The sequence below is a fragment of the Thalassospira sp. ABD4_177 genome (assembly GCF_056160125.1).
The window spans coordinates 1317505-1342090 of record NZ_JBSWWO010000001.1; the positions used below are offsets into that span (position 1 = coordinate 1317505).

The 24586-nt window shown below is 55.5% G+C and carries 27 protein-coding genes; 14 read left to right on the forward strand and 13 right to left on the reverse strand.

The features are described 5' to 3' along the window. Positions 1 to 251: 251 nt before the first annotated feature. From ACXAF0_RS06005 to ACXAF0_RS06020, 4 genes are read left to right on the forward strand one after another with little or no spacing between them, the layout of a single operon-like run. A complete protein-coding gene (locus ACXAF0_RS06005) occupies positions 252 to 824 on the forward strand; it encodes a hypothetical protein (RefSeq protein ID WP_475344807.1) in 573 nt (190 codons plus the stop codon). A gap of 30 nt (positions 825 to 854) precedes the next feature. Further along, a complete protein-coding gene (locus ACXAF0_RS06010) occupies positions 855 to 1136 on the forward strand; it encodes a type II toxin-antitoxin system RelE/ParE family toxin (protein WP_417830250.1) in 282 nt (93 codons plus the stop codon). A gap of 11 nt (positions 1137 to 1147) precedes the next feature. After that, positions 1148 to 1435 carry a HigA family addiction module antitoxin gene (locus tag ACXAF0_RS06015; RefSeq protein ID WP_475344810.1) on the forward strand — a complete coding sequence of 96 codons (288 nt, stop codon included), beginning with the start codon at positions 1148 to 1150 and terminating at the stop codon, positions 1433 to 1435. Between the two features lie 47 nt (positions 1436 to 1482). Beyond that, positions 1483 to 1647, forward strand: coding sequence for a type II toxin-antitoxin system CcdA family antitoxin (locus ACXAF0_RS06020; protein WP_475346227.1), 165 nt, complete (start codon positions 1483 to 1485; stop codon positions 1645 to 1647). Between the two features lie 47 nt (positions 1648 to 1694). Here the strand turns inward: ACXAF0_RS06020 and ACXAF0_RS06025 are convergent, their stop codons facing one another. Further along, positions 1695 to 3221 carry a UbiD family decarboxylase gene (locus tag ACXAF0_RS06025; protein WP_475344813.1) on the reverse strand — a complete coding sequence of 509 codons (1527 nt, stop codon included), beginning with the start codon at positions 3219 to 3221 and terminating at the stop codon, positions 1695 to 1697. 264 nt (positions 3222 to 3485) lie between these two features. On the opposite strand from ACXAF0_RS06025, the gene ACXAF0_RS06030 reads away from it, so the two are divergent. Together ACXAF0_RS06030 and ACXAF0_RS06035 are read left to right on the forward strand one after the other, a co-directional pair. After that, positions 3486 to 3842, forward strand: coding sequence for a DUF4170 domain-containing protein (locus tag ACXAF0_RS06030; protein ID WP_475344817.1), 357 nt, complete (start codon positions 3486 to 3488; stop codon positions 3840 to 3842). 16 nt (positions 3843 to 3858) lie between these two features. After that, complete coding sequence (locus ACXAF0_RS06035) at positions 3859 to 4599, forward strand: hypothetical protein (RefSeq protein WP_475344819.1); 741 nt, start codon at positions 3859 to 3861, stop codon at positions 4597 to 4599. On the opposite strand, the gene ACXAF0_RS06040 is transcribed toward ACXAF0_RS06035, so the two are convergent. Both ACXAF0_RS06040 and ubiA read right to left on the reverse strand, forming a co-directional pair. Then, the gene (locus tag ACXAF0_RS06040; RefSeq protein ID WP_475344821.1) at positions 4596 to 5303 is read right to left on the reverse strand and encodes a class I SAM-dependent methyltransferase; all 708 of its coding nucleotides are present in this window, start codon (positions 5301 to 5303) and stop codon (positions 4596 to 4598) included. The genes ACXAF0_RS06035 and ACXAF0_RS06040 overlap by 4 nt on opposite strands. 33 nt (positions 5304 to 5336) lie before the next feature. Beyond that, entirely contained in the window at positions 5337 to 6290 is a 954-nt protein-coding gene (gene ubiA / locus ACXAF0_RS06045; RefSeq protein ID WP_475344825.1) for a 4-hydroxybenzoate octaprenyltransferase, read from the reverse strand. Positions 6291 to 6350: 60 nt separating this feature from the next. On the opposite strand from ubiA, the gene ACXAF0_RS06050 reads away from it, so the two are divergent. Further along, entirely contained in the window at positions 6351 to 7151 is an 801-nt protein-coding gene (locus tag ACXAF0_RS06050; RefSeq protein ID WP_475344827.1) for a 16S rRNA (uracil(1498)-N(3))-methyltransferase, read from the forward strand. An 11-nt stretch (positions 7152 to 7162) separates the two neighbouring features. Then, positions 7163 to 8533 (forward strand): glutamate--cysteine ligase, encoded by a 1371-nt coding sequence (locus tag ACXAF0_RS06055; protein WP_475344830.1) that lies wholly within the window; start codon positions 7163 to 7165, stop codon positions 8531 to 8533. Between the two features lie 78 nt (positions 8534 to 8611). Here ACXAF0_RS06055 and glpD read toward each other — a convergent pair whose 3' ends face one another. The 5 genes from glpD to phnD all read right to left on the reverse strand — a co-directional run bounded on the left by glpD (position 8612) and on the right by phnD (position 13639). After that, positions 8612 to 10132 (reverse strand): glycerol-3-phosphate dehydrogenase, encoded by a 1521-nt coding sequence (gene glpD, locus ACXAF0_RS06060; RefSeq protein WP_475344833.1) that lies wholly within the window; start codon positions 10130 to 10132, stop codon positions 8612 to 8614. Between the two features lies 1 nt (position 10133). Next, positions 10134 to 10958, reverse strand: a complete 825-nt coding sequence (gene phnE, locus ACXAF0_RS06065; protein WP_475344835.1) for a phosphonate ABC transporter, permease protein PhnE — start codon at positions 10956 to 10958, stop codon at positions 10134 to 10136. Then, positions 10952 to 11764, reverse strand: a complete 813-nt coding sequence (gene phnE / locus ACXAF0_RS06070; protein ID WP_475344836.1) for a phosphonate ABC transporter, permease protein PhnE — start codon at positions 11762 to 11764, stop codon at positions 10952 to 10954. The genes phnE (ACXAF0_RS06065) and phnE (ACXAF0_RS06070) overlap by 7 nt, the downstream gene beginning before the upstream one ends. Then, the gene (gene phnC / locus ACXAF0_RS06075) at positions 11761 to 12558 is read right to left on the reverse strand and encodes a phosphonate ABC transporter ATP-binding protein (protein ID WP_475344838.1); all 798 of its coding nucleotides are present in this window, start codon (positions 12556 to 12558) and stop codon (positions 11761 to 11763) included. The genes phnE (ACXAF0_RS06070) and phnC overlap by 4 nt, the downstream gene beginning before the upstream one ends. Positions 12559 to 12640: 82 nt before the next feature. Next, positions 12641 to 13639: a phosphate/phosphite/phosphonate ABC transporter substrate-binding protein gene (gene phnD, locus ACXAF0_RS06080; protein WP_475344840.1), complete on the reverse strand. Its 999-nt coding sequence runs from the start codon at positions 13637 to 13639 to the stop codon at positions 12641 to 12643. A 199-nt stretch (positions 13640 to 13838) separates the two neighbouring features. Between phnD and ACXAF0_RS06085 the strand changes: the two genes are divergently transcribed. From ACXAF0_RS06085 to ACXAF0_RS06110, 6 genes are all read left to right on the forward strand, one after another. Further along, a complete protein-coding gene (locus ACXAF0_RS06085; RefSeq protein WP_475344842.1) occupies positions 13839 to 14633 on the forward strand; it encodes a DeoR/GlpR family DNA-binding transcription regulator in 795 nt (264 codons plus the stop codon). 160 nt (positions 14634 to 14793) lie between these two features. Further along, complete coding sequence (gene fumC / locus ACXAF0_RS06090) at positions 14794 to 16185, forward strand: class II fumarate hydratase (protein WP_475344843.1); 1392 nt, start codon at positions 14794 to 14796, stop codon at positions 16183 to 16185. An 87-nt stretch (positions 16186 to 16272) separates the two neighbouring features. Next, entirely contained in the window at positions 16273 to 16746 is a 474-nt protein-coding gene (locus tag ACXAF0_RS06095) for a DUF2946 family protein (RefSeq protein ID WP_475344844.1), read from the forward strand. A gap of 73 nt (positions 16747 to 16819) precedes the next feature. After that, positions 16820 to 17359 carry a copper chaperone PCu(A)C gene (locus ACXAF0_RS06100; protein WP_475344846.1) on the forward strand — a complete coding sequence of 180 codons (540 nt, stop codon included), beginning with the start codon at positions 16820 to 16822 and terminating at the stop codon, positions 17357 to 17359. 102 nt (positions 17360 to 17461) lie between these two features. Beyond that, positions 17462 to 17965 carry a cupin domain-containing protein gene (locus ACXAF0_RS06105; RefSeq protein WP_475344847.1) on the forward strand — a complete coding sequence of 168 codons (504 nt, stop codon included), beginning with the start codon at positions 17462 to 17464 and terminating at the stop codon, positions 17963 to 17965. A gap of 82 nt (positions 17966 to 18047) precedes the next feature. Beyond that, positions 18048 to 18695, forward strand: a complete 648-nt coding sequence (locus ACXAF0_RS06110; RefSeq protein ID WP_475344849.1) for a LysE family translocator — start codon at positions 18048 to 18050, stop codon at positions 18693 to 18695. A 114-nt stretch (positions 18696 to 18809) separates the two neighbouring features. Here ACXAF0_RS06110 and ACXAF0_RS06115 read toward each other — a convergent pair whose 3' ends face one another. The 5 genes from ACXAF0_RS06115 to ACXAF0_RS06135 all read right to left on the reverse strand — a co-directional run bounded on the left by ACXAF0_RS06115 (position 18810) and on the right by ACXAF0_RS06135 (position 24490). Continuing rightward, positions 18810 to 19805: a peptide ABC transporter ATP-binding protein gene (locus ACXAF0_RS06115; RefSeq protein ID WP_475344851.1), complete on the reverse strand. Its 996-nt coding sequence runs from the start codon at positions 19803 to 19805 to the stop codon at positions 18810 to 18812. After that, positions 19805 to 20806 (reverse strand): dipeptide ABC transporter ATP-binding protein, encoded by a 1002-nt coding sequence (gene dppD, locus ACXAF0_RS06120; protein WP_475344855.1) that lies wholly within the window; start codon positions 20804 to 20806, stop codon positions 19805 to 19807. The genes ACXAF0_RS06115 and dppD overlap by 1 nt, the downstream gene beginning before the upstream one ends. 3 nt (positions 20807 to 20809) lie before the next feature. Continuing rightward, a complete protein-coding gene (locus ACXAF0_RS06125; RefSeq protein WP_475344858.1) occupies positions 20810 to 21745 on the reverse strand; it encodes an ABC transporter permease subunit in 936 nt (311 codons plus the stop codon). Between the two features lie 14 nt (positions 21746 to 21759). Then, on the reverse strand, positions 21760 to 22770 hold the full coding sequence (locus ACXAF0_RS06130) for an ABC transporter permease subunit (RefSeq protein WP_475344860.1): 1011 nt from the start codon (positions 22768 to 22770) through the stop codon (positions 21760 to 21762). 112 nt (positions 22771 to 22882) lie between these two features. Further along, positions 22883 to 24490, reverse strand: coding sequence for an ABC transporter substrate-binding protein (locus ACXAF0_RS06135; RefSeq protein WP_475344863.1), 1608 nt, complete (start codon positions 24488 to 24490; stop codon positions 22883 to 22885). Positions 24491 to 24586: the final 96 nt, after the last annotated feature.

Here is a 24586-nt window from a genome sequence, read left to right on the forward strand (position 1 = left end):
GTCTCTGAATGAATTTCTTACGTTATAGGCGGCGAGATCGCATTCGCATAGGGGCGAAACACAAACCCTGTTTTCAAGTGTGATCAACCGCCTGTGACAAAGGTGGTTTTCGTTGCGCATGCGGGCAAGGGCGAAGGCGATGCTGTTTTCGCGAATGCTTCTGATATAGTGGGTGATAACACGCAAGATAGGCAGCAAAGAAGCTGTGGCACGGGGACCAAATGACGAAGCGATTTTTAAGACATGGCCTGATGACTGGCGCTGTTTCGATGATGTTGGCGGCCTGTAATCACACGCCAGCCAAACCGGTGACGGAACAGCCCGAAAATTCCGCAGATAGTGGTGTCTGGGAACTTAACGCTGATGGCCGCACCGACCCGGTCTCAAGCGCGCAGCTTTACAGCGAGATGCGCTGGCAGGGCGGGCAATATGCCCGCAATTATCGCCATCAGATGCTGACAGGTGATTTTACCTGTGATGACAAGGTCGACCGGATTGCTGGCTGGGTCGATCTTGATAGTCCCGAAGGGCCGCAATTTGCGCTGTTGTTTGTCACCAATCATGGTGGCGAGGCGCAAAGCGAAATCCGCTATATCCCGTTTGAACAATCCGAACAGTTTGCCCTGTGCGTCTATGATGAAACAGCCCCGCCGGTGCTGAGCTGGCAGGAAAACAGGCCCGAATATATGGCCGAAGTCATGGGGGATGCGGATATGTGCAATTTCGCCATCCGCATTGATGATTTCATGTGCGATGCACCGCAGTTCTTCTATTCGGAAAAGGCAGCCGAGAACGGTGATCACTGGTTGTTCTTCAGAAATTGACATTGTTTATTGTACGTACTACATATAATCATGATCAAAAGCTTTTCCAGCAAAGACACTGCGAACTTGTTCAATGGTGTCCGTGTCGCCAAGTGGCTGCGCCCGATTGAAAAGGCGTCTCTTCGAAAGCTTGATATGATTGATTATGCTGAGGCGATAGAGGATCTGCGTTCGCCGCCGGGAAACCGATTAGAGGTGCTACGCGGGCAAAGACAAGGCCAGCATAGCATTCGAATTAACGATCAGTGGCGCATCTGTTTTGTCTGGCGTGATGGCGGTGCAGAGGATGTTGAAATTGTTGATTACCATTGAAGGAGGTCGTTATGCGGATAAGAACTGCGCCAGGTGAAATCCTCAAAGAGGAATTTATGGTTCCTATGGGATTAAGCGGGAACGTTCTGGCAGACCGTATCAAAGTCCCTGCTAATCGGATCAACGATATCGTTCGTGGACGACGTATGATTACCGCTGACACAGCGTTGCGGTTGTCGCGTTATTTTGGCACGACCGCACAATTCTGGCTGAACGCGCAAACAGCCTATGATCTATCCGTTGCTTGCGCGACCGCGGGCGAGAAAATTGTAGCCGAAGTCGAACCGCATGCCGCATAAATGTGGTTCGATTGAAGGGTGTAATAATGGTTTGCTCGCGTAAGACAATGCGACCCCCCAACAACATAAGCCAAGAGACTGAACTGCTGAGTGAAACTGTTGCCAAAAAGCGTTCGGAACCATGGAGCCCACAAAACAAGGCTGCGCTGGATGCCAGTAACGATTATGTTGCTCGGCACGGTATTCCATTGGCGCCGCATCGAAAATTTTAACATCCACGCATGCGGGTTTTTTAGAATCTTGGTCTAGCTGTTCGCGATCAGTCCCGCCAGATTTTCTTGCCTGACCCGGGCAGGCCGTAGCGCTCCCATTTCTGATCGACACGGTCGATGATCTCATCTTCCATGTATATCTTTTCGCCCCATTCACGGTTGGTTTCGCCCGGTAACTTGTTGGTGGCATCAAGGCCAAGTTTGCCGCCAAGGCCCGAAACCGGGGATGCGAAATCAAGGTAATCAATCGGTGTGTCGGTCACGGTCGTGATATCACGCACCGGATCCATGCGGGTTGAAATCGCCCACATCACGTCCTTCCAGTCGCGCACATCGATATCGTCATCCACGACGATAACGAATTTGGTGTACATGAACTGACGCAGGAACGACCACACACCCATCATCACGCGCTTGGCATGACCGGCATAGGCCTTCTTCATCGATACAACCGCGATGCGATAGCTACATCCCTCTGGCGGCAGCCAGAAATCAACGATTTCCGGGAATTGCTGCTGCAGGAGCGGGACAAACACATCATTGAGCGCTTCGCCAAGAACCGAAGGCTCATCAGGCGGACGACCGGTGAAGGTCGAAAGATAGATCGGCTTTTTGCGCATGGTGATCGCGGTGACGGTAAAGACCGGGAAATCCTCGACCGAGTTATAATACCCGGTGTGATCGCCATACGGGCCTTCGGGGGCGTATTCATCAAGAGAGACGTAACCCTCCAGCACGATCTCGGCCGTGGCCGGGACCTTGAGCGGGACGGTCTTGCAATCGACCAGTTCGACCTTTTCGCCGCGCAGAAGACCGGCAAACTGATATTCTGACAGGGTATCAGGGACCGGAGTGACCGCCGCAAGAATGGTGCCCGGATCCGCGCCAAGGACGATGGCGGCCGGCAGCGGATCACGCTTTTCCTGTTTCCAGCGGGCATGGTGTTGTGCGCCACCACGATGTTTGAGCCAGCGCATGATCGTCTTATTCTTGCCAAGCACCTGCATGCGATAGATGCCAAGGTTAAAGACATCGCGCTTGTCGCCGCCTTTTTCTCCGGCACTCGGGCCTTGGGTCACGACCAGGGGCCAGGTGATCAGCGGGCCGGGTTCGCCGGGCCAGCAGGACTGCACCGGGATTTGCGACAGATCGACGTCATCGCCTTCAAGGACAATTTGCTGACATGGCGCCTTTGAAACCGTTTTGGGCTTCATTGCCATCACGGTTTTGGCAAGCGGCAGCATCGAAAAGGCTTCGCGGATGCTGGCCGGCGGTTCTGGCTGTTTGAGAAACGCCAGCGTTTCGCCAACTTCACGCAGTTCTTCGGGCTTGCGGTTCATGCCCGCCGCCACGCGATCAACCGTGCCAAACAGGTTTACCAGAACCGGCATGTCGTATTTTTTGCCGTCATCGCCCACGACATTTTCAAACAGAACGGCCGGGCCGCCTTCGGCCAGAAGGCGCGTCTGGATTTCTGTCATTTCAAGGTTGGGGGAGACCGGTTCGGTGACACGGACAAGGCGGCCGGACTTTTCTAGCGCATCCATGAAGTCACGAAGGGATTGATAGGGCATGGCACCTGTCATCTGCAAAGCTTTGAAACCTGATTGCCTTCATACGCCGCGGAGCGGGACGGGACAACCTTGCTGTTATCAAATACGTCATTTGTAACCGGCTTGATCCATCCCTACATGAAGGATCAATGCTGCGCCGCACGGGGATGCATAATTTTGCGGTTTTGGTCTGCGCATCATTTGGTTATACATGGGCAAGGAATTGAGTCGCGTGACCCACAGCACGCGACCTGGCAACTCACCAAAAGCATGAAGGACGCACAGATGGCCAAGTACTGGGTTATCGGGGGCACCTATCAGGATACCGGTTTCGAACAGCCGATTGGCGAAGAAACCAAGATTGGTCCGTTTGGCAGCTTCGAAGAAGCCGAACAGCAGTGGTCGAAAATGGCCTGGCAGTCGGTTGATGACGCGAATTCGCGTTACCGCATTGAACGCCTTGAAGAATACTGGGTTGTTGGTGGCGAATATGAAAGCACCGACTTTGAAAACCCGGTTGGCGGCGAAGAAGAGCGTCACGGTCCGTTCGCAACATTCGGCGATGCGGAAAAAGCATGGTCGAAACTGGCTTGGCAGCATGTTGATGACTGCAACTACCGCTATCGCGTCGTAGAAGGCTAAGCCGGACCAACAAGACATGTTTTCGTTATCTGATGCGCAATTCATCACGGACCCCGTGTTGCGCGAACAGATCGAACAGCATCCACGCGCGCAGGAACTCCTGCGCGCGTTTTTGTATCCCTATGCTGCCCCCGACCATGATTTCCTGTTTCGGGGTGGCGAAGTGATGCCGATTTCTCCGGACGATATTGCAGCACTTACCTTCGGGCGAACACCTGTTCTCGCCGTCGGATCAAACCGCGCACCCGTGCAGCTCAGCCGGAAATTCACCCATCAGAACCTATCGGATGAAATCCCGGTGACCCATGGTTGGCTTAAGCATCATGACATTGTCTATTCAACCCATCTGACGGGCTATGGATCGGTTCCGGCAACACTCGCCCCGTCACCGGGGACGCGCGTGCGTGTTTCGATCACCTGGCTAACACCCCGGCAACTTGCCCACATGCATGTGACGGAATCGGTGCCCGCCCATTACAGCTATCAGCAACTCCACGGCCGTGATCTTGATCTGGACTGTGGCGTGCGGCCGGATCATGTCGGGATGTATCAGTCGGTGCGCGGGCATCTTTTTGATCACGGCGTGGTTTTCGCACTGTCCGCAATCGCAGCCACCGAACGCCGGTTCAAGGCGATCAGCCAATGGGAAATGCTTGCGTACTTTGCCAAACATGCCGGGCAGGGGCTAAGCCCCGCATTCGTCCTGCGGGTGATTGATGATCTGGCGTTTCGCCGATCTGTTGTTGAAGCCGACTAATTCCTATCGGGCAAAAGCTGCCAGATGCGGGTGAACTTGCTGTCGGTGTCTTCGACTGCGACATCGACCGGCACGTCATAGGTTTCAAGTTCGTCGATATTGTGTGTCGGCGCGTATGTCCGGCCCGGATCGGCGAGAATGACCTTTGTGCCCAGGCGGGCCTCGGCCATCAGCCATTGCAAGACGGCATTTGCCATATCCTGCTGATAACAGACATCCCCGGCAAAAATCACATCCCAGCGCTTTTCCGGGGCCGAGGTGCCCACAAGGTTTTCGGTCGTGGTCGGGATTTCAACGCCGTTATGTTTGGCATTGAGCCGGGTGGCGGTAATCGCCACCGGATCGATGTCATTGGCAAGGATCACGGCCGCATCGGCCTGAACGCAGGCAATGGCTTGCATGCCGCCACCGCAGGCGAAATCAAGCACTCGCTTGCCGCGCACCAGTTCCGGGTGATCAAGGATATAGCGCGTGATAGCCTGTCCACCCGGCCAGGCAAAGGCCCAATAAGGCGGCGGGATATCGAGCACGCCCAAAATATCCTCGGTCGCCTGCCAAAGCGGGGTGATATGGGTTGCCAGATACATCTCGATTTCCGGTGCCAAGGGCACCCGGGCCGGTACTGTGAATGTCTCGATCAGATCGGCAAATTGCGGATCATCGACATCGGGTACCAGTGCATCGGCAAAGACATTGTCGCTCATTTGGCGGTTCACCTTGAAAAAGGGGTGTTTTGTTTAAGCGGCCGCAATCAGATGCGAAAGCACGATGGCAACAAGGACCAGCAATCCGTAATCGCGGTTGGACTTGAACCGCTTCAGGCAGTTGGCCGCGTCATCAAGTTTGACGGTGGCAACCTGCCAGCCAAGGTGAATACCAGCAAGCCCGAGCAACACGAAATAGGACCAGTGCAAATCAGCCAGCATGCCCGAAACGCCCAGCAGAAGGGTGGTCATGGTATAGAACCCCTTTGCCCATTTCGGGGTGGCATCGCCCAAGCGCAGTGCCAGTGATTTCAGGCCGATCTTGGCATCGTCATCCTTGTCCTGGTGGGCATAGATGGTGTCATAGCCAAGCGTCCAGAAAAAGCCCGCCGCATACAAGGCAATCGCGGCCGGTTCGACAGTGCCGGTCACCGCTGCCCAGCCAACCAGCGCCCCCCAGTTAAAGGCCAGACCAAGACAGGCCTGCGGCCAATAGGTGATCCGCTTCATGAACGGATAGGTGATGATGATCGGGATCGAACAGATGCCGACAATGATCGCCTCAATGCGGAACTGCACCAGAATGCCAAGCCCCAGCAACATCATGAAACCAAGGAACAGCAAGGCCTGCCAGACTTTGACCTGACCACTTGGCAGCGGGCGGGTGGTGGTGCGTTCGACCTGACCATCAAAATTGCGATCCGCCAGATCGTTGATCACGCAACCAGCGCCGCGCATGATCACGGCCCCAACCCCGAACAGGGCCATCATGATGACGATTTGCTTGGCGCTGATATCATCAGACAAGCCACCTGCCATGGCGGTGGACCACCAGCAGGGCAGCAACAAAAGCCAGGTGCCAATCGGGCGATCAAGGCGCAGCAGTTTCAGATAGGGCCGCACAGGTCCCGGCATGAAGCGATCAATCCAGCCATCCTGTGGCATATCGTTTTTGGACGTCTGTATTGGCTGGTTGACCTGTGTCATAATTGGCCTATCTGATAAAAAACTTTTTCAAGATGCCGTAAAACGGCTTTGGGGACTTTTATGACCGCTGATGCCACGCGTGCCCGCCAACGCCTTTTCGTTCGTGATCCTATCATGGCCGATAGCGAAATCGAACTTGCGCCTGAACAGTCTCATTACCTCGAACATGTCATGCGCCTCAAGCCCGGAACGCCGGTAAAAATTTTTAACGGCCTGGACGGGGAGTGGCTTGGCACGATCAGCGCGCTTCGCAGGAAGAAGGGCAGTGTCACTGCCGAGCGCCGATTGCGTGATCAGGGCACCGAGGTCGGGCCGACTCTTGTCTTTGCACCGATCAAAAAACAACGGCTTGATTTCCTGATTGAAAAATCGGTCGAGCTTGGGGTTGAAAGATTGCAGCCGGTCATCACCCAGCATGGCATCACCGACAAGGTCCGTCTTGATCGTTTGCAGTCACAGGTTATCGAGGCGGCCGAACAGTGCGAGCGCCTGACTGTGCCTGAGGTTTGCGAACCTGTGCGTCTTCTGGACTGGGTCGCAAATGTGCCGGAAAATCACCATCTGCTGTTTTGTGATGAAACCGGTTCCGGGTCACCAATTGGTGAAGTGCTAAGTCAACTATTGGCAAAGGGCTCTGGCTCGTTTATCGACAATATCAATGTTGTTAACCATGCAATCGTGATTGGACCCGAGGGCGGCTTTAGCGCCGACGAACTTGAACGTATCCGCAAACAGCCTTTTGCAACGCCTGTTAGTCTCGGTCCGCGTATCCTGCGTGCCGAAACGGCCGCAATCGCAGCTTTGACCGTATTTCAGGATCGTATCGGCGATTGGTCGCACCGACCCGTTGCGAGAGATTAGGGGAAGCCCTTATGACTGTCAGCGCCTCCACTGGTGACAGCCCGGTTATTGAAAGCCGGCGCCAGCTCGTCGAATGGTTTGAGTCCGGCTGTACGCCGAAAAAGGACTGGGCCATCGGCACCGAACACGAAAAATTCGCCTATACCCGCGATGATCTGCGCCCCATCCCCTATGAAGGGGAACGCGGGGTTAAAATGCTGCTCAATGCCCTTGCCAAACATTATGACTGGGAACCGGTCATCGAGAACGGCAATGTCATTGCGCTGACCAAGGACAAATGTTCCGTATCCCTCGAGCCCGGTGGGCAGATCGAGCTTTCCGGTGCGCCGCTTAAAAACATTCACCAGACATGTGGTGAAGTGCACACGCACCTGCACGAAGTGCGCGAGATTTGCGACGGTCTTGGTATTGATATGCTCGGCGTCGGTCACAATCCGAAATGGAAGCGTGAAGACATCCCGTGGATGCCCAAGGGGCGCTACAAGATCATGGGTGAATACATGCCCAAGGTCGGAAACCTTGGTCTGGACATGATGCTGCGGACCTCGACCATTCAGGTCAATCTCGACTTCAGTTCTGAGACCGACATGGTCAAGAAATTCAAAACCTCGCTGGCGCTTCAGCCGGTGGCGACCGCCCTGTTTGCGGCATCCCCGTTTGTTGATGGCAAGCCAAGCGGCTTCCTGTCGGCACGTTCGAACGTCTGGACCGATACCGATCCGGATCGCTGCGGCATGTTGCCGTTTGTGTTTGAAGACGGTTTTGGCTTTGAACGGTACGTTGACTACATGCTCGATGTGCCGATGTATTTCGTCTATCGCGACGGCAAGTATCTTGATGCGTCGGGCAAGTCGTTCCGTGATTTCATGGACGGCAAGCTTGATGTCGTGCCGGGCGAACGTCCAACCATGAATGACTGGTCCGATCACATGACCACCGCCTTCCCGGAAGTGCGTCTTAAGAAGTTCCTTGAAATGCGCGGGGCTGATGGTGGCCCGTGGAAGCGCATCTGTGCGCTGCCGGCCCTTTGGGTTGGTCTGCTTTATGATGACGCGGCCCTTGACGCCGCATGGGATCTGGTCAAGGACCTGTCGGTTGCTGAACGCGAAGCGCTGCGCAATGACGTTCCCCGCACGGCCCTTGCCACCCCGTTCAAGAACGGCACGGTTCAGGATCTTTCAAAGGAAGTTCTGGCAATTGCCCGGCAGGGCCTGAAAAACCGTGGCCGCATGGATGGCTATGGCGATGACGAAAGCCACTTCCTTGACAGCCTTGATGACGTCGCGCAAAGCGGCCGGACCCTGGCAGAGGAATTCCTTGATAAGTATGAAACCGAATGGAACGGATCGGTTGATCCGCTGTTCAAGGAATATGCCTATTAAGGTCGCATCAGAATTCGCACAAAAAGGGCAGTGAAATCACTGCCCTTTTTCATGTCTGCAGATCACATTTTTTGCGGTTTACTGTGCAGCCTGACCAAGCCGGGCTTGGGCGGCAAACCATTGGTCGATGGCTTCGACCTGATCAGGCTGCATCCCGATGCCAAGCTTGGTCCTGCGCCACAGAACATCTTCTGCGTTACACGCCCATTCATTGGCCATCAGGTAGTGGAGTTCAGCTTCATACAGGCTCGGGGTAACTTCTGCCCCCAACTCATCCAGTGATGCTGCGCTGCCGATGATTTCTGTAACCGCTGTGCCGTAGCTTCGCACAAGGCGATAGAGCAATGCGTCAGGCAACCAGCCATAGCGTGCCCTGGCCTTGGCAAGGAACGCCTCAAAGTCGCCGTCTGGCATATCGCCGCCGGGCAGAACCGCATTGGCTGTCCAGTCGTTTGCATCATTGCCCAGAACCGGGGCCAGCTTTTGCATCGCATGTTCGGCTAGCCTGCGATAGGTGGTGATCTTGCCGCCATAGATCGACAGGATCGCGGCAGTGTTGCCGGTATCGCCGGTATCAAGATCAAACACGTAGTCGCGGGTTACTGCCGACGCATTGGTGTTCTTGTCATCATAAAGCGGGCGGACACCGGAATAATCCCAAACCACGTCCTTGCGGCCAAGCGGCTTGTCCAGATAGCCATTCACCAGATCAAGCAGATAGTCGACTTCCTGATTGCTGATTTTGACCTGTGCCGGGTCGCCATTATAGGCAACATCGGTGGTCCCGATCAGGGTGTAATCCTGCTGATAGGGGATGGCAAAGGCAATGCGCCCATCGCCATTCTGGAAGATATAGCAATGATCATGGTCATGAATGCGCGGCACGACAATGTGGCTGCCCTTGACCAGTCGAAGACCGGCAGCCTTTTGGCCAAGTCCGGCATTTTCGACCATCTCGGTCACCCACGGCCCGGCAGCATTGACCACTGCTTTAGCCTGAACCGATTGGGGTGTGCCATCAGGGCCGATCAGTTCTGCATTCCAGTGATCATGATGACGCACCAGTGAGGCGCATTTGGTCCGGGTGCGGATTTCTGCACCACGTGCCTGTGCGTCTTGTGCGTTCAAAACCACAAGTCTGGCATCATCAACCCAGCAATCGGAATAGGAAAAACCGCCGGCAAAGTCGGATTTCAACGGTTCGCCTTCGGGCGTGCCCTTAAACGAAACCGCACGTGAGCCCGGCAGACGTTTGCGTTTTGCCAGATGGTCATACAGGAACAACCCGGCACGCAGCATCCATTTTGGACGCAGGCCCTTGTGATGGGGCAGAACAAACGTCAATGGCCAGATGATATGCGGGGCGGCAGTCAAAAGAACTTCGCGTTCCTGAAGGGCTTCACGCACCAGTCGGAACTCGTAATGTTCAAGATAGCGAAGACCGCCATGGATCAGTTTGGTCGAGGAGGAAGAGGTGGCCGAGGCAAGGTCGCGCTGTTCGACCAAAAGAACAGAAAGTCCGCGACCGGCGGCATCACGGGCAATACCAGCCCCGTTAATGCCGCCGCCAACGACCAGAAGGTCGTATGTTTTGGTCACGTCAGATCACCTTTTTACGCAGGTAAGCTGAGATGGCTTCGCCAATAATGACCAGGCCAATGATTGCCAGCAGGATCGTGGCAACCGTTTGCCAGGCAAAGGTATCAATCGCGCCTTGAAGGATGATGCCGATACCGCCAGCCCCGACCAGCCCCAGAACCGTACTTTCACGCAGGTTGATGTCCCAACGCAGAATGGATACGGCAAAGAAGGTCGGCATGACTTGCGGAATGACGCCATACACCAGAATCTTGAAGCGCGATGCGCCAACGGATTCCAGGGCCTCGATCGGTGCACGGTCGATTTCCTCAATCGCCTCGCCCAGCAATTTGCCAAGGAAGCCAAGCGATCGGAAAATAATCGCCAGAATACCGGCCAGAACACCCGGTCCGAACACAGCGACAAACAGCAGTGCCCAGATGATGGTATTGACCGAACGCGACGACACCAGAATGAACCGGCCAAGCCACAGCGTGAAACGGTTCGGGGTGGTGTTCTGTGCCGCGATCAAGGCAATCGGCAGAGACATGAATACCGCAAAGAAGGTCGCAATCGTCGCGATATTGACGGTTTCAAGCAACGTCCAGCCGATTTCCTGCCAACCTTCAAGCGATGGCGGGAACATGCGGGCAAACAGATCGCCCATTTGGGCCGGGGCATCCCAAAGCCATGGCCAGATGACATTGATCGTGGAAAGCGACCAGACAACGGCGAGTGCGACCAGTGCGGTCAGGCCGTAACGCCGCCAGCGCTCCTTGGTGGTGTAGCGGGACCATTCGCGATTGGCGATTGCTTCCGGTCCGGTAGGTTGGGTGGTGGCTACCATAGGTTCCTCCTGATCCGGCCGCTGATGGCCTCGCTGACAAGGATCACACCGATGATGCAAAGGGTGATCGCCAGCGCAAAGTCATAGTCGTAACGCCCGAAGGCATTAAGAAGGGTCGATCCGATACCGCCTGCACCAACGATGCCAACAATGGCAGACGCGCGCAGGTTGCTATCAAGCTGATAGATCGAAAGACCGATCTGACGGGGCATGATTTGCGGAATCACAGCATATAGAAGGGAGACAAATGTCGCCCCGCCGGCAGCCCGGATCGCCTCGACCTGACCCCAGTCGATTTCCTCGATCCGTTCGGCCAGCATTTTGGCAACGAACCCGATGGAATAGACCGTAAGCGTCAGGATGCCCGCCAGCGGGCCAAAGCCGACGGCTTTGACAAACAGGATGGCGACAATGACCGGATGGAAGGAACGCGCAACAATGATGACGCCACGCCCGATGGTATAAAGCCATTTGGGCGCGATGTTTGATGCGGACGCAAAGGCAATCGGAACGCTGAGCGCCAGACCAAGCAGGGTTGAGACGATGGCGATCTTGATGCTTTCCATAAAGCCGTCAAACAGCAACTCGCCGCGCAGGAAGCTTGGCGGGAAGGCGCCCTTGAAGATACGGATAGCACGCGGGACACCGTCCTGAATACGCTCCCAGTCGAATGGCAGGGACGTTAATGCCCACCATACATAGGCCGCAACCGCCACCAGAATGCCCCAGCGCAACACGGGGTTGGCAATAAAGGGGGGCTTCTTCCAGGTGCGGCTGCGGCCCGTTGATTGAACGGTGCTGCTCATCGTGCCGCGACCTCGCGCAGGTGATTGCTGCTTTCGGCACCACCGCGTTCTTCGGCCGGCACACCGGCATAGATTTCGTCCATCGCGTCATTGTTCAGGTCAACCGGCTCGCCATCGAAAATGATGCGGCCAAAGCGCATGCCAACGATACGCTGGGTATATTCCTTGGCTTCGTTGACGTTATGAATGTTGATCAGAACCGGCAGGTGCAGCTCGGATGCGAGCGCGCGCAGCAGTTCCATGATCTGACGGGATGTTTTCGGATCAAGCGATGCGGTCGGTTCATCGGCCAGCAAGATTTCAGGTTCCTGCATCAGGGCGCGGACAACACCAACACGCTGGCGTTCACCGCCAGACAGTTCATCAGCCCGTTTGTCGGCATAATGGGCGATGCCGACGCGTTCCATCAAATGGAAGGCGCGATCAATGTCTTCCTGCGGATATTTGCGCGTCACGGCGCGCCATGCCGGCAGATAGCCCAGACGACCGGACTGGACGTTTTCCATGACCGTCAGACGGTCAATCAGGTTAAAGCCCTGAAACACCATGCCGATACGGCGACGTGCCAGACGCAGCGCCTTGCCTTCAAGGCTGGTCAATTCAGTACCATTAAGTTCGATGGAGCCCGAAGACGGTTCTACAAGGCGGTTGATACAGCGCAGCAGGGTACTTTTACCCGCGCCTGACGCACCAATAATGGAAACAACACTCTCGCCCGGGACTTCAAGGTTCAGGTTCTTCAACACTGCCTTTTCGTCGCCATAGCGTTTTACAAGTTCTTTGATACGCAGCATTGCGTTACCCCGAATAATATGGGTGGCACAGGGCCTGCCAAGGCAGGCCCTGCAAAGTTCGGATCGATTGGAAAGTCAGGAATTACTTCAGGTTGTCCGGGGTGTATTTGACACCGTTGGCAGCCTGAATTTCGCGGATAACCGCCCAGTCATCCTGATAGGTGATCGGCAAAAACTTCGAGACACCTTTGAATTCTTCACCAAGGGCGGTGCCCTTCATGTCGAAGGTAAAGAAGGCTTCCTTGATCTTTTCGACCAGTTCCGGCGCAAGGTTGTGGGCATAGTTAAACGAAGTGGTCGGGAAAGGCTTGCTTTCGTAGATGATTTTAACTTCGTTCGGATCATAAAGATCGCGCTGGGCCATACGTTCGACAACTTCCGAGGCAACCGGGGCTGCGTCATAGTCACCGGCAACAACGCCTAGGATCGACTGGTCGTGCGAACCGGAATAGACAACTTCGTAATCCTGTTCCGGAACAACGCCCTGACCCGGAAGCAGTGCGCGCGGTGCCAGGTTGCCCGAGTTCGAGGTCGGCGAGGTATGCGCAACGCGTTTGCCTTTGAGGTCCTCGACCTTGTCGATGCCGCTGTCGGTACGGGTGTAAAGCTGAAGCGTATAGCCAAAACGACCATCATCGGCCCCCATCAGGGCAAACGGAACGGCGCCGGCAAGGTTCACGGCAAACGGGGTCGGGCCGGTCGAGAAGCCGGCAACGTGCAGGCGACCTGAACGCATGGCTTCGACTTCTGCCGAGTTAGACTGAACCGCAAAGAAGTGCACGTCTTTGCCGGTAACGTCTTCAAGATGCTGCAGGAACGGGTCCCAGATGTCGGCATACACGGCCGGGTCTTCGACCGGGGTATAAGCGAATACTAGGGTGTCGGGATCAACAAGCTGATCTGCGGCCGGGGCATCAGCAACAAGATCACCATCCATGTCGCAATAAATCGGATCAAGATCGCCGCGCGCGATGCAGTCATCTGTTGCGGCGGCCGGGGTGGATGCCATGCCGACCATGCCGATTGCGGCAAGGAGGGTGGTCAGTTTTAAACTGTCGGTTTTTTTCGGATGTGAAAACACTGGTTTTGAACCTTTCTTCCCTGTGACTGACGGTTTTCCGCCATTTTAAGTGTGGTTTTGTTGTTTTTATTGTTGCTTTAACCAACATTATGAATTTGAAAAAGTTGGAAAATCAACACAAAACTGTAACAAAACGTTTCGGTCAAGGTTGCTAAGATGGCTGTCTTCGGCACAAAACCGGCGATAATTGAGGGGGGATGTGGCTTTGCGTTTAGGAAAAAAAGAGCGTCAGCAACGTATTCTGCAAGAGTTACAAGTTCACCCCCATGTGAGAGTTGCCACACTTGCAGAACGATTCGACGTTGCAACCGAAACCATTCGCCGCGATCTTGATGCGCTGAGCAGCGATGGCCTGATCAAACGCGAGTTCGGTGGGGCATCGGCACGCCCCATGGGCCATCAGCCTGACTTGGCAGAACGCCAGCTTTCTGCCGTTGCCGGGTTTGAGCGGATTGGCATGCTGGCCGCCGATATGGTGCGGTCCGGCGATGTCGCGATGATCGATGCCGGATCAACCGTGGCCCAGATTGCGCCGTTTCTGGCAGCCCGCACGACAAAGCTGTCGCGCACCTTTCTGACCAACTGCTATGCGGTGGTGCATGGTATGGCCGAGCTTGCCGACCATGATGATGTCCTGATGTGTCCGGGGCAGTTTGATCGACGGGAAAACGCCGTCTATGGCAATGACACCATCGAATATCTGCGTCGTTTCCATGCCAATATCGCCTTTATCGGTGCATCGGGCATATCCCGACAGGGATTTAGCGACGTCAATCGCCGGGCGGTGGCCGTTAAGCGCGCCATGATGGAACGCTCCGATGAAACATGGCTGATGGTGGATCATACGAAGTTTGATCAACGCTATCTGGAAAACGTTGCGCCGCTCGAAGAACTTACCGGCATCATTACCGACCGCCAGCCGGAGCCGGAATTCGCATCCCAGCTTGAACGCGCGGGCATACGGCTTTTGGCATGGCGTGATGACCTTCAATAGGTTGCCTGCATCACCTGATCAACTTTGAAAATAAGATTTGTTCGCAATTGAGTTTGCGTTCCCCCGGATTTCAAACCATATTCCGTGCGCAACATATCAAAGTGTTGCATGCCGGGTTCCCGCCCCGGTCAGTTTGTTTCTGACACGGAGGATTTTGATCGTGACCAATTCAGTGACCACCCGTACCGAACAAGACACCATGGGCGAAATTGATGTGCCCGCCGATCGGTATTGGGGGGCGCAAACCCAGCGATCCAGACAGAATTTCCGCATTGGTGGTGAACGCATGCCCGATGCCCTGATCAAGGCGTTCGGTGTTCAGAAACTCGCAGCTGCGCGCGCCAATGCCGCCCTTGATAATCTTGATCCGGAACTGGCCAAGGCGATTGAAGCCGCCGCCACCGAGGTGGCCGAAGGCAAGCTTCTGGATCATTTCCCGTTGGTTGTCTGGCAAACCGGATCGGGCACCCAGACCAACATGAATACGAACGAAGTGATCGCCAACCGGGCGTGCGAGATCCTTGGCAAGCCGATGGGCAAGCGTGAACCGGTGCATCCCAACGATCACGTTAATCGCGGGCAGTCATCCAATGACAGCTTCCCGGCCGCGATGCATATCGCCGCCGTGGTCGAGATCGAAGAAAAGCTCAAACCCGCTCTTAAGCATCTGCGCATGACCCTTGATGCCAAGGTCGAAGCCTTTGACGACATCGTCAAAATTGGCCGTACCCACATGCAGGACGCGGTGCCCCTGACCCTTGGACAGGAATTTTCCGGTTATGCCGCGCAGATCGCGCTGGGGCTGGATCGGATCGAAGATGCGCTTAAGCGCCTTCGCAAACTGGCACAGGGCGGCACCGCCCTTGGCACCGGTTTGAATGCGCCGGATGGTTTTGACGTCGAATTTGCCAAACAGGTTTCAAAAATCACCGGGCTTGAGTTTGAGACGGCCGAAAACAAGTTCGAGGCGCTGGCTGCCCATGATGCCTGTGTTGAGATGTCGGGTGTTTTGAATGTGCTGGCGACGTCGCTGATGAAAATCGGGAATGATATTCGCCTGCTGGGGTCCGGTCCGCGCTGTGGTCTGGGGGAGCTTGTCCTGCCGGCCAATGAACCCGGATCATCCATCATGCCGGGCAAGGTCAACCCGACCCAGGCCGAGGCGCTTACCATGGTTTGCGCGCAGGTGATGGGCAATCATGTGGCGGTTACGGTTGGCGGATCAAACGGCCATCTCGACCTGAACGTGTTCAAGCCGGTGATCATTTATAATCTGCTGCAATCGGTGCGCCTGATTTCTGATGCGTCGGTCAGTTTTGCTGATAATTGCATTGCCGGTCTTGAGGCCGATCAGGAAAAGATTGATCACTATGTCGAACAAAGCCTGATGCTGGTGACCGCCCTGGCGCCGCATATTGGCTATGACAATGCCGCTGCGGTCGCCAAAAAGGCGCACAAGGACCGCAGCAGCCTTAAAGAAGCCTGCATCGCGCTTGGTTTCTTGGATGGTGATCGCTTTGACGAGCTGGTTCAGGCGCGCGACATGATTTGACCAAACTATAAGACGTTAGTCCAAAACAGAGTGCCCGCAATGATCAATGTCATTGCGGGTATTGTTTGAATCGGGCATATCCAACCCATGATCATGCACAAACACCATAACCGCCAAGTTGGTGGTCTGTCGCTCCGCCGTGTCGTTCAGACATGGCTGGTGGCGTTTATCGTTTTGTTTGCGGGTGTCACCCAGTCCGGTGTGATCCCGGCATTGCTCAGCGGCCAGGCCAGTGGCATTTCAGCGGCGTCAGCCGCGGAAATTGCGCCGGGTGGTGATTATCTTCTGATTTGTACGCCTGCGGGCATCAAGATGGTCTCGGTTGATAAGCTTGATGGTGTGGTGGCTTCTGACGCATCCGGGCAATCTGACGAGATGCCCGCCCACGCGTTTTGCCCGCTTTGTGCAAACCATCACGGGGCGATGGCGGCGATCGAACTGCCTTACAACGCACCGGTTGCTGTGACCCATGATGTCAGCTTTGCGACGGCGATCATATTGGCAGCGGGCAACGGTGTTCCGCGCATTCGCCATTCCCGCGCACCGCCGGTTTCCATCTGATTTCAAAGACCAATCAAAACACGATTACTGAAATCGCAGACCTGCACACAGGCTGCTTGAAGGATGGACCATCATGAAAAAGCTTTTTGCAATTGTTGCGACCCTGGCGTCGCTGTTCGTCGTCACCAACGCCTTTGCGGCCGATATCGAAATCAAGGATGCCTGGGCCAAGGCATCCAAGGGCATGGTACGCAATGGCGCGGCCTTCTTTGATGTCGTAAACCATGGCGGTATGGATCGTATTGTTGGTGTGCGCAGTGATCTTTCGGATCGCACCGAACTGCATACCCACATCATGGAAAACAACGTCATGAAAATGCGTGAAGTGCAGGGCGGTGTTGAAGTGCCGATGCACGGGACGGTTAATTTCAAACCGGGTGGCTATCACGTCATGTTCATTGGCCTGAACGAGGCGCTTGAAGAAGGTCAGAAAATCGACATCACGCTTGAGTTTGAAAAAGCTGGTGACGTGCCGGTGACCATTGATGTGCTCAACACCATGTCCATGGGCCCGAAAGGTGGCGCTGGCATGAACCATGGCAACATGAAACATGATGAGAGTGGACATGGTTCAGGCCACGGCGAAGGCAAGATGAAAATGAACAGCAACTAAGAGTTCGTTGTTCTGGAATATCAAAAAGGGGGATGGTTTGCGCCGTCCCCCTTTTTTCGTCATGATGGGCAAAACAAACGACGTGGTTACAGGGAGCCCATCATGTCAGACGAAATCACCATCGACGATTTGATCGCCAAGCTTGACCTGCAACCGCATCCAGAAGGCGGCTATTACGCCGAGACGTTCCGGGCGTTTGAAACCTGTAATCCCGGTAACCGGTATCTTGGTGTGCGCAGCACGGGGACCGCGATCTATTATCTCCTGACGCCTGATACCTTTTCGGGCATGCATATCCTGACCAGTGACGAGATTTTCCATCACTATCTCGGCGATGCGGTCGAGCAGCTTCAGCTGTTTGAAGATGGCACGCATCGGAAGGTGGAAATTGGCAAGGATCTGCTGGCGGGGCAAAAGCCACAAATGATCGTGCCCAAAAATGTTTGGCAGGGTGCGCGCCTTAAGCCGGGGGCCAAGTTTGCGCTTCTGGGCTGTACCGTTGCGCCGGGCTTTGATTTTGCCGATTTCTCGATGGGCAAACGCGCGGCGCTGAGCGCAAAATGGCCAGCGGCGTCTGAGATGATTACGGCATTGACGCGTGACTGATTCTCGGGCGATATCGTCCTGACACCAACCGAGAGTTGGCAGTGCCAATTCTTGCGCTACCCCGAAATACAGGATTTGCCCCATGCAGTTCGATACCTGGCTTCTGTTTGCCGGGGCGGCAATCGCATTGGCGATGGCGCCCGGCCCCAATAACCTTCTCGCAATCTTTAATGGTGCGCGTTATGGCGTGTCGTCTGCGGCCGTGGGTGGTATTGGCCGTGTTGTGGCGTTTATCCTGATGATCTCGATCACGGCTGCCGGGCTTGGTGTTGTGCTTGCCGCCAGTGAAACGGCCTTCTTTGTAATTAAATGGGGCGGGGCGGTTTATCTGGTATGGCTTGGTATCAAAAGCTGGTTTGCCAAGGTTAACGATGACGGGAACGTTGCAGGTCAGATGGCCCTGATGGAAAACCCGGGGCCCTTCAAGCTCGCCAAGACGGAGTTCCTCACTGCGGTGGGCAATCCGAAGGCGATCCTGATTTTTACCGCTTTCTTCCCGCAGTTCCTTGATCCGACTGAGGCCTATGGCCAGCAGTTCCTGGTCATGGGCGTGACCTTCATTACGATGGAAGTCAGCGTTTTGCTGGGCTACGGGCTGTTGGGCGGGCAGGTCAAAGGTTTGATCAAGTCAGCACGCCATATGCGTGTTCTTAATCGTGTATCAGGATCGCTTCTGGTCGGGGCTGGTGTCTTGCTGGCGCTGACCGACCGGTCACGGACGGCGGCCTAGTTTCAGAAACATTCATCCAGAAGTGCGCAGGGGCGCAGCTTTGTGAAAAGCGCGCCCCCTTGCTCCCTTGTCTACCTGGAAAACCTTTTAGGCCCTCCGGGCGATCGCCTGTTGTCAGGCGATTTCTTCGACCCGATGACACGCCACTTCGCGGCCCTCGAAATTGCGCAGTTCCGGGCGGACTTTTGCGCATTCCTCGGTTGCGAACGGGCAGCGTTTATGGAACGCACAGCCCGATGGCGGGTTGATCGGTGATGGCAGTTCGCCCGTCAGTGGCTCTGCCTTCACACGTTGTGTCGGATCGATCTTTGGTGCCGATGCCAGAAGCGCCCGCGTGTAAGGGTGCAGCGGCTTGGCAAAGATTTCGTCAGTCGGTCCCTTTTCAGCGACGCGACCGAGATACATTACCAAGACGTCATCTGCAATATGTCTGACGACAGAAAGATCATGCGAGATGAAAACATAGGCGACATTCATTTCTTCCTGCAGGTCCATCATCAGGTTGAGAACCTGTGCCTGCACCGAAACGTCAAGGGCTGAAACCGGCTCGTCAGCAACGATGACTTTCGGTTCAAGGATCAGGGCGCGCGCGATGGCGATACGCTGACGCTGGCCACCGGAAAACATATGCGGATAACGCTGATAGAATTCCGGGCGCAAACCAACTTTCGCCATGGTGGCACGCACGCGTTCTTCGCGCTCCTTGCGGCCCAGGCTATCCATGTTCAGAAGAACCGGCTCGGCCAGGATCTGCCCGACCTTTTTACGCGGGTTCAGCGACCCGTAGGGGTTCTGGAAGATCATCTGAACCGTACGGCGGAACTGCTTGGCTTCCTTGTCAGACAGGTCGCCGACTTCGTTGCCGTTGAGTTTGAGCGCGCCCGAGGTCGGCTTTTCAATCAGGGTCAGCTGACGGCCAAGCGTCGATTTCCCGCAGCCAGATTCACCGACAACCGCAAGGGTCTTTTGTGCTTCGAGTGTGAAGGACACGCCATCAAGTGCCTTGACGGCGGCATTGGGTTTGCCCAGGCCACGATTAACTTCGTAGTGGCGGACAAGATCATCGGATTCCAGAAGCGGAACACCGGGTTTGGCATCCAGAAAACTCATTACACAGTCTCCCCGGTGGTCATGCCAGTCGGCTGGCCCTGATCATTTAGCGGATAGAAGCAGCGCACATCGCGGCCCTTGAAGTCGGAAACTTCCGGGCGCGCCTTAACACAGCTTTCATTGGCATAACGGCAACGCGGTGCCAGCAGGCAACCTGCCGGGCGGTCATATTGACCGGGAACCACGCCGGGGATGGTCCGAAGCCTGTCATGGCCTTCGGAACGTTCCGGCAGGGCTTCGAGCAACGCCTGGGTATAGGGGTGGCGTGGTGCGGCGAAGATGCTGTCAGCCGGGCCACTTTCAAACAGCTGACCGGCATACATGACCTGAATACGGTTGGCGGCTTCCGACACCAGTGCCAGATCATGGGTGATCAGCAAAAGACCCATATCGCTGTCTTCCTGAAGCTTCAGCAACAGGTCGATGATCTGGGCCTGAATGGTGACATCCAGGGCCGTGGTCGGTTCATCGGCAATCAGAAGGCGCGGGTTGCACGCAATCGCCATGGCAATGACGATACGCTGGCTCATGCCGCCGGAAAGCTGATGCGGATAGGCCGTCATGCGCGACTTCGGGTCGGGAATGCCGACCTGATTAAGCAGATCAAGCGTGCGTTCACGGCGCTGCTTCTTGTTGCCGCCCTCATGGACCTTAAGGGCCTCCATGATCTGGGCTTCGACCGTGAAGCACGGGTTAAGGGCCGACATCGGATCCTGAAAGATCATGGCAATGTCTTTGCCCGTGATCTCGCGGCGACGTTTGGCCGGCATGTTCAGAAGATCCTGACCATCAAAGGTCAGGGCATCTGCACTCACGCGACCGGGAAAATCGATCAGACCCATGACAGCAAGCGATGACACCGACTTGCCCGAGCCCGATTCACCGACGATGCCAAGCACTTCACCGCGATCAACGGAATAGCTTACGGAATCAACAGCACGAAACGGCTTGTCTTCGGAGCCGAACTCGACTGTCAGGTTTTTTACTTCGAGAAGAGCCATGACTTACCGTTTCATCTTGGGATCAAGGGCATCGCGCAGGCCATCACCCATCAGGTTGAAGGCAAGCACGGTGACAAGGATGCAAAGGCCGGGGAAGGTTATCACCCACCAAGCCGAACCCACGAATTCACGGGCTTCGGACAGCATGGTGCCCCATTCCGGCAGCGGCGGCTGCGCACCAAGGCCAAGGAAGCCAAGGGCGGCAGCGTCAAGGATCGCACTCGAAATACCCAGCGTACCCTGAACGATCAGCGGGGCCATGCAGTTCGGCAGGATATTGACGAACATCTGGCGGATATGACCGGCACCGGCAATCTGCGATGCGATGACATATTCCTTGTTGAGTTCGGATACAACCGACGCACGGGTCAGACGCACATAGTGCGGCAACTGGACAATCGCGATCGCCAGCATGGCATTTTCAAGACCCGGGCCGAGGATGGCAACAATCGCAAGCGCCATGATCAGGCTGGGCAGGGCCAGCATGATGTCCATCAGGCGCATGACGCCGACTTCAACCCAGCCGCGGAAGTAACCGGCAACCATGCCAAGCACGATGCCCGAAATCATCGACAGGATGACAACCGCCACACCGATCGAAACCGACAACTGGGCGCCATGGATCAGGCGCGACAGGATGTCACGACCCACCGCATCGGTACCTAGAATGTAACGGGGATCGGCACCTTCCATCCAGATGGGCGGTTTCAGGAACGCGGTACGGTCCTGTGCGATCGGATCAAACGGTGCAATCCACTGGGCGGTCAGGGCCAGAAACAGAATGATCGCAATGACGATCAGACCGGCGAATGCGCCGCGGTTCTTTTTGAAATAGTCCCAGGTTTCGCGCAGCGGGCTCGGCGGTGCGCCGATTGGCTCAACGGCTGCTTCGGCAGTATTGGGTGCCGGGACTGCGGACGGGGTGGTATTCTCGCTCATCTTTCGCAGCTCCCTTAACGCTTATACCGGATACGGGGATTCACAATCCCGTACAGCAGATCAACGATCAGGTTCACAGCCATGACGAGGAAGGCAATCATCAGAATGCCGCCCTGAATGGTCGGATAGTCGCGCCGGTTCATGGCTTCGATGATCCATTTGCCAATGCCCGGCCACGAGAAAATCGTCTCGGTCAGGATGGCACCCGCCAGCAGCACACCGACCTGCAGGCCAATCACGGTGATCACCGGGATCAGGGCATTGCGCAGGGCATGCACCATAATGACGCGGATCGGGGCCAGACCTTTGGCGCGGGCAACGCGGATATATTCCTCGCCCAGCACTTCAAGCATTGAGGAGCGCGTCATACGGGCAATCACCGCCATCGGGATGGTGCCCAAGGCAATGGTGGGCAGGATCAGGTGGCTAACGGCGCTGGAAAAAGCTCCTTTTTCGCCACTTAACAGGCTGTCGATCAGCATGAAACCGGTGACCGGTTCAAAGAAATACATGACTGACAGGCGCCCGGAGACCGGCGTCCAGCCCAAGCTGGTCGAAAAGAACATGATCAAAAGAAGCGCCCACCAGAAGATCGGCATCGAATACCCGGTAAGGGAAATCGACATCGTCAGGTGATCAATCCATTTGCCACGGTTGATCGCGGCAAGAACGCCCAGTGGAATGCCGAGTATGACTGCAAACAGGATGCCCATCAGGGCCAACTCGACTGTTGCCGGGAAGAGCGTCAGGAATTCATCGATAACCGGTTTTTTGGTAACAAAGGATTTACCAAGATCGCCCTGGAAAACACCCATCAGGTAATCGAAATACTGGACAATTATCGGCTGGTCAAAGCCGTATTGTGCCTGAAGTTCTGCGTATCTTTCCGCATCGACACCGCGTTCACCGGCCAACATCAAAATTGGGTCGCCGGGAATAAGGCGGATCAGGAAAAATACCAGAAGGGTGACACCGAAGAAGGTCGGGATGATGTCCCCCAAACGGCGAAACAGGAATCCTAGCATGCCATCGGGCCTTTTTATCTCCGGGCGGTTGATCCGTCCGGATGTCTCTCTCTTTTACGAAACTGCAAAGAGGCCCGGAAAACCGGGCCTCTCTGACTAGATTTTGGTGCGCTTACTCAGCGAGATCTACACCATAGAAGATGTGACCACCGAACGGATCGATCTTGTAGTCAACAACTTCGTTGCGAACCGGCTCGAAAACGATCGAGTGTGCGATGGTTGCCCACGGTGCTTCACGTTTGAAGACGACCTGTGCTTCCTCGTACAGACGGGTACGCTCGAGAACGTCCGACGTGGTTTTTGCCTGCTGAATCAGGTTTTCAAACTCGTCATTGCACCACTGTGCACGGTTTGCCTGACCAACTGCATCACAACCCAGAAGGACTGCCAGGAAGTTGTCGGGGTCGCCGTTGTCACCGGTCCAGCCGAGCATGAAGGTACCCTGTTCACCTTTTTTGGTGCGCTCAAGGTATTCGCCCCACTCGTAGGAAACGATTTCGGCATTCACACCAATCGCTGCCCAGTCAGCCTGAACGAGTTCAGCCATACGGCGTGCGTTCGGGTTGTAAGGACGCTGAACCGGCATGGCCCAGATGTCGGTGGTGAAGCCGTCCGGATAACCAGCTTCTGCCAGCATGGCTTTGGCTGCTTCCGGATCATACGGATCGTCAACGGTGTCGTTGTTGTAAGACCAGATGGTCGGCGGAAGCGGGTTTTTCGCGGCAGAACCGGCACCCTGATAAACACCTTCGATGATGGCGTCCTTATTGATCGCCATGTTCAGTGCTTTACGAACCTTCGGATCGGTGAACGGTTCTTTCTGGGTGTTGTAACCCAGATAACCAACGTTCAGACCTTCCTGGCTCAGCAGGTTGATGTCGGCGTCTGCTTCCATTGCTTCCAGGTCAGCCGGGTTGGGGAATGGCATAACATGGCATTCGCCAGCTTTAAGCTTCTGGTAGCGAACGGTGCTGTCCGGGGTGATGGCAAAGATCAGGTTGTCAATCGGTGCTTCGCCCATCCAGTAGTCCGGATTTGCTTTGTAGCGAATAACCGCATCTTTCTGGTATGCCACCAGCTGGAACGGGCCAGTACCGACCGGGTTCAGGTCAACATTTTCCGGTGTGCCGGCTTCCATCATGGTGTCAGCGTATTCCGCCGACATGATCGACGCGAAGTCCATGGCCATGTTGGCAATGAATGGCGCTTCCGGACGGTTCAGAACAAATTTGACGGTGTAGTCGTCGACCTTGACAATGTCCTTGATCAGGCTCGGCATGGACATGGATTCAAAGTACGAATAGGAGCCACCCGAAACAGCGTGATAGGGGTGGTTTTCGTCCCACATACGTTTGAAGCTGAAGACCACGTCGTCTGCGTTGAAATCACGGGTCGGGGTGAAATCTTCGGTGTCGTGGTACTTAACGCCTTCACGCAGGTTGAAGGTATATTCCAAACCATCGGCGGAAACGTCCCAGCTGGTCGCAAGACCCGGAACGATCGTGGTCGTGCCGCGTTTGAACTCAACCAAGCGATTGAAGACGTTCTTCGATGACGCATCGAAGGTCGTGCCGGCGCTGTACAGCGCAGGGTTAAAGCCTTCCGGGCTTCCTTCCGAGCAATATACCAGGGTTTTTGCCGAAGCGGCAGTCGGAGCAGCAAGTGCGGTGGCTGCAAGCAGGCCTGCACCAAGTGCCACTTTGACGAAATTCGCTTTCATTAAATGCCTCCCTCAAGGCTGGTCCGAACAAATCAATGCTGTCTGCGTGACATTGATCCAGTCACGTTTGACAGTGCTTTTTGCATCGGACGAGGT

What these genes read in the sequence shown, in the direction of transcription:
- ACXAF0_RS06005 (WP_475344807.1), top strand. Translation starts at nt 252, where the DNA reads ATGACTGGCGCTGTTTCGATGATGTTGGCGGCCTGTAATCACACGCCA.
- ACXAF0_RS06010 (WP_417830250.1), top strand. Translation starts at nt 855, where the DNA reads ATGATCAAAAGCTTTTCCAGCAAAGACACTGCGAACTTGTTCAATGGT.
- ACXAF0_RS06015 (WP_475344810.1), top strand. Translation starts at nt 1,148, where the DNA reads ATGCGGATAAGAACTGCGCCAGGTGAAATCCTCAAAGAGGAATTTATG.
- ACXAF0_RS06020 (WP_475346227.1), top strand. Translation starts at nt 1,483, where the DNA reads ATGCGACCCCCCAACAACATAAGCCAAGAGACTGAACTGCTGAGTGAA.
- ACXAF0_RS06025 (WP_475344813.1), bottom strand. Translation starts at nt 3,221, where the DNA reads ATGCCCTATCAATCCCTTCGTGACTTCATGGATGCGCTAGAAAAGTCC.
- ACXAF0_RS06030 (WP_475344817.1), top strand. Translation starts at nt 3,486, where the DNA reads ATGGCCAAGTACTGGGTTATCGGGGGCACCTATCAGGATACCGGTTTC.
- ACXAF0_RS06035 (WP_475344819.1), top strand. Translation starts at nt 3,859, where the DNA reads ATGTTTTCGTTATCTGATGCGCAATTCATCACGGACCCCGTGTTGCGC.
- ACXAF0_RS06040 (WP_475344821.1), bottom strand. Translation starts at nt 5,303, where the DNA reads ATGAGCGACAATGTCTTTGCCGATGCACTGGTACCCGATGTCGATGAT.
- ubiA (WP_475344825.1), bottom strand. Translation starts at nt 6,290, where the DNA reads ATGACACAGGTCAACCAGCCAATACAGACGTCCAAAAACGATATGCCA.
- ACXAF0_RS06050 (WP_475344827.1), top strand. Translation starts at nt 6,351, where the DNA reads ATGACCGCTGATGCCACGCGTGCCCGCCAACGCCTTTTCGTTCGTGAT.
- ACXAF0_RS06055 (WP_475344830.1), top strand. Translation starts at nt 7,163, where the DNA reads ATGACTGTCAGCGCCTCCACTGGTGACAGCCCGGTTATTGAAAGCCGG.
- phnE (WP_475344835.1), bottom strand. Translation starts at nt 10,958, where the DNA reads ATGGTAGCCACCACCCAACCTACCGGACCGGAAGCAATCGCCAATCGC.
- phnE (WP_475344836.1), bottom strand. Translation starts at nt 11,764, where the DNA reads ATGAGCAGCACCGTTCAATCAACGGGCCGCAGCCGCACCTGGAAGAAG.
- phnC (WP_475344838.1), bottom strand. Translation starts at nt 12,558, where the DNA reads ATGCTGCGTATCAAAGAACTTGTAAAACGCTATGGCGACGAAAAGGCA.
- ACXAF0_RS06095 (WP_475344844.1), top strand. Translation starts at nt 16,273, where the DNA reads ATGATCATGCACAAACACCATAACCGCCAAGTTGGTGGTCTGTCGCTC.
- ACXAF0_RS06100 (WP_475344846.1), top strand. Translation starts at nt 16,820, where the DNA reads ATGAAAAAGCTTTTTGCAATTGTTGCGACCCTGGCGTCGCTGTTCGTC.
- ACXAF0_RS06105 (WP_475344847.1), top strand. Translation starts at nt 17,462, where the DNA reads ATGTCAGACGAAATCACCATCGACGATTTGATCGCCAAGCTTGACCTG.
- ACXAF0_RS06110 (WP_475344849.1), top strand. Translation starts at nt 18,048, where the DNA reads ATGCAGTTCGATACCTGGCTTCTGTTTGCCGGGGCGGCAATCGCATTG.
- ACXAF0_RS06115 (WP_475344851.1), bottom strand. Translation starts at nt 19,805, where the DNA reads ATGAGTTTTCTGGATGCCAAACCCGGTGTTCCGCTTCTGGAATCCGAT.
- dppD (WP_475344855.1), bottom strand. Translation starts at nt 20,806, where the DNA reads ATGGCTCTTCTCGAAGTAAAAAACCTGACAGTCGAGTTCGGCTCCGAA.
- ACXAF0_RS06125 (WP_475344858.1), bottom strand. Translation starts at nt 21,745, where the DNA reads ATGAGCGAGAATACCACCCCGTCCGCAGTCCCGGCACCCAATACTGCC.
- ACXAF0_RS06130 (WP_475344860.1), bottom strand. Translation starts at nt 22,770, where the DNA reads ATGCTAGGATTCCTGTTTCGCCGTTTGGGGGACATCATCCCGACCTTC.
- ACXAF0_RS06135 (WP_475344863.1), bottom strand. Translation starts at nt 24,490, where the DNA reads ATGAAAGCGAATTTCGTCAAAGTGGCACTTGGTGCAGGCCTGCTTGCA.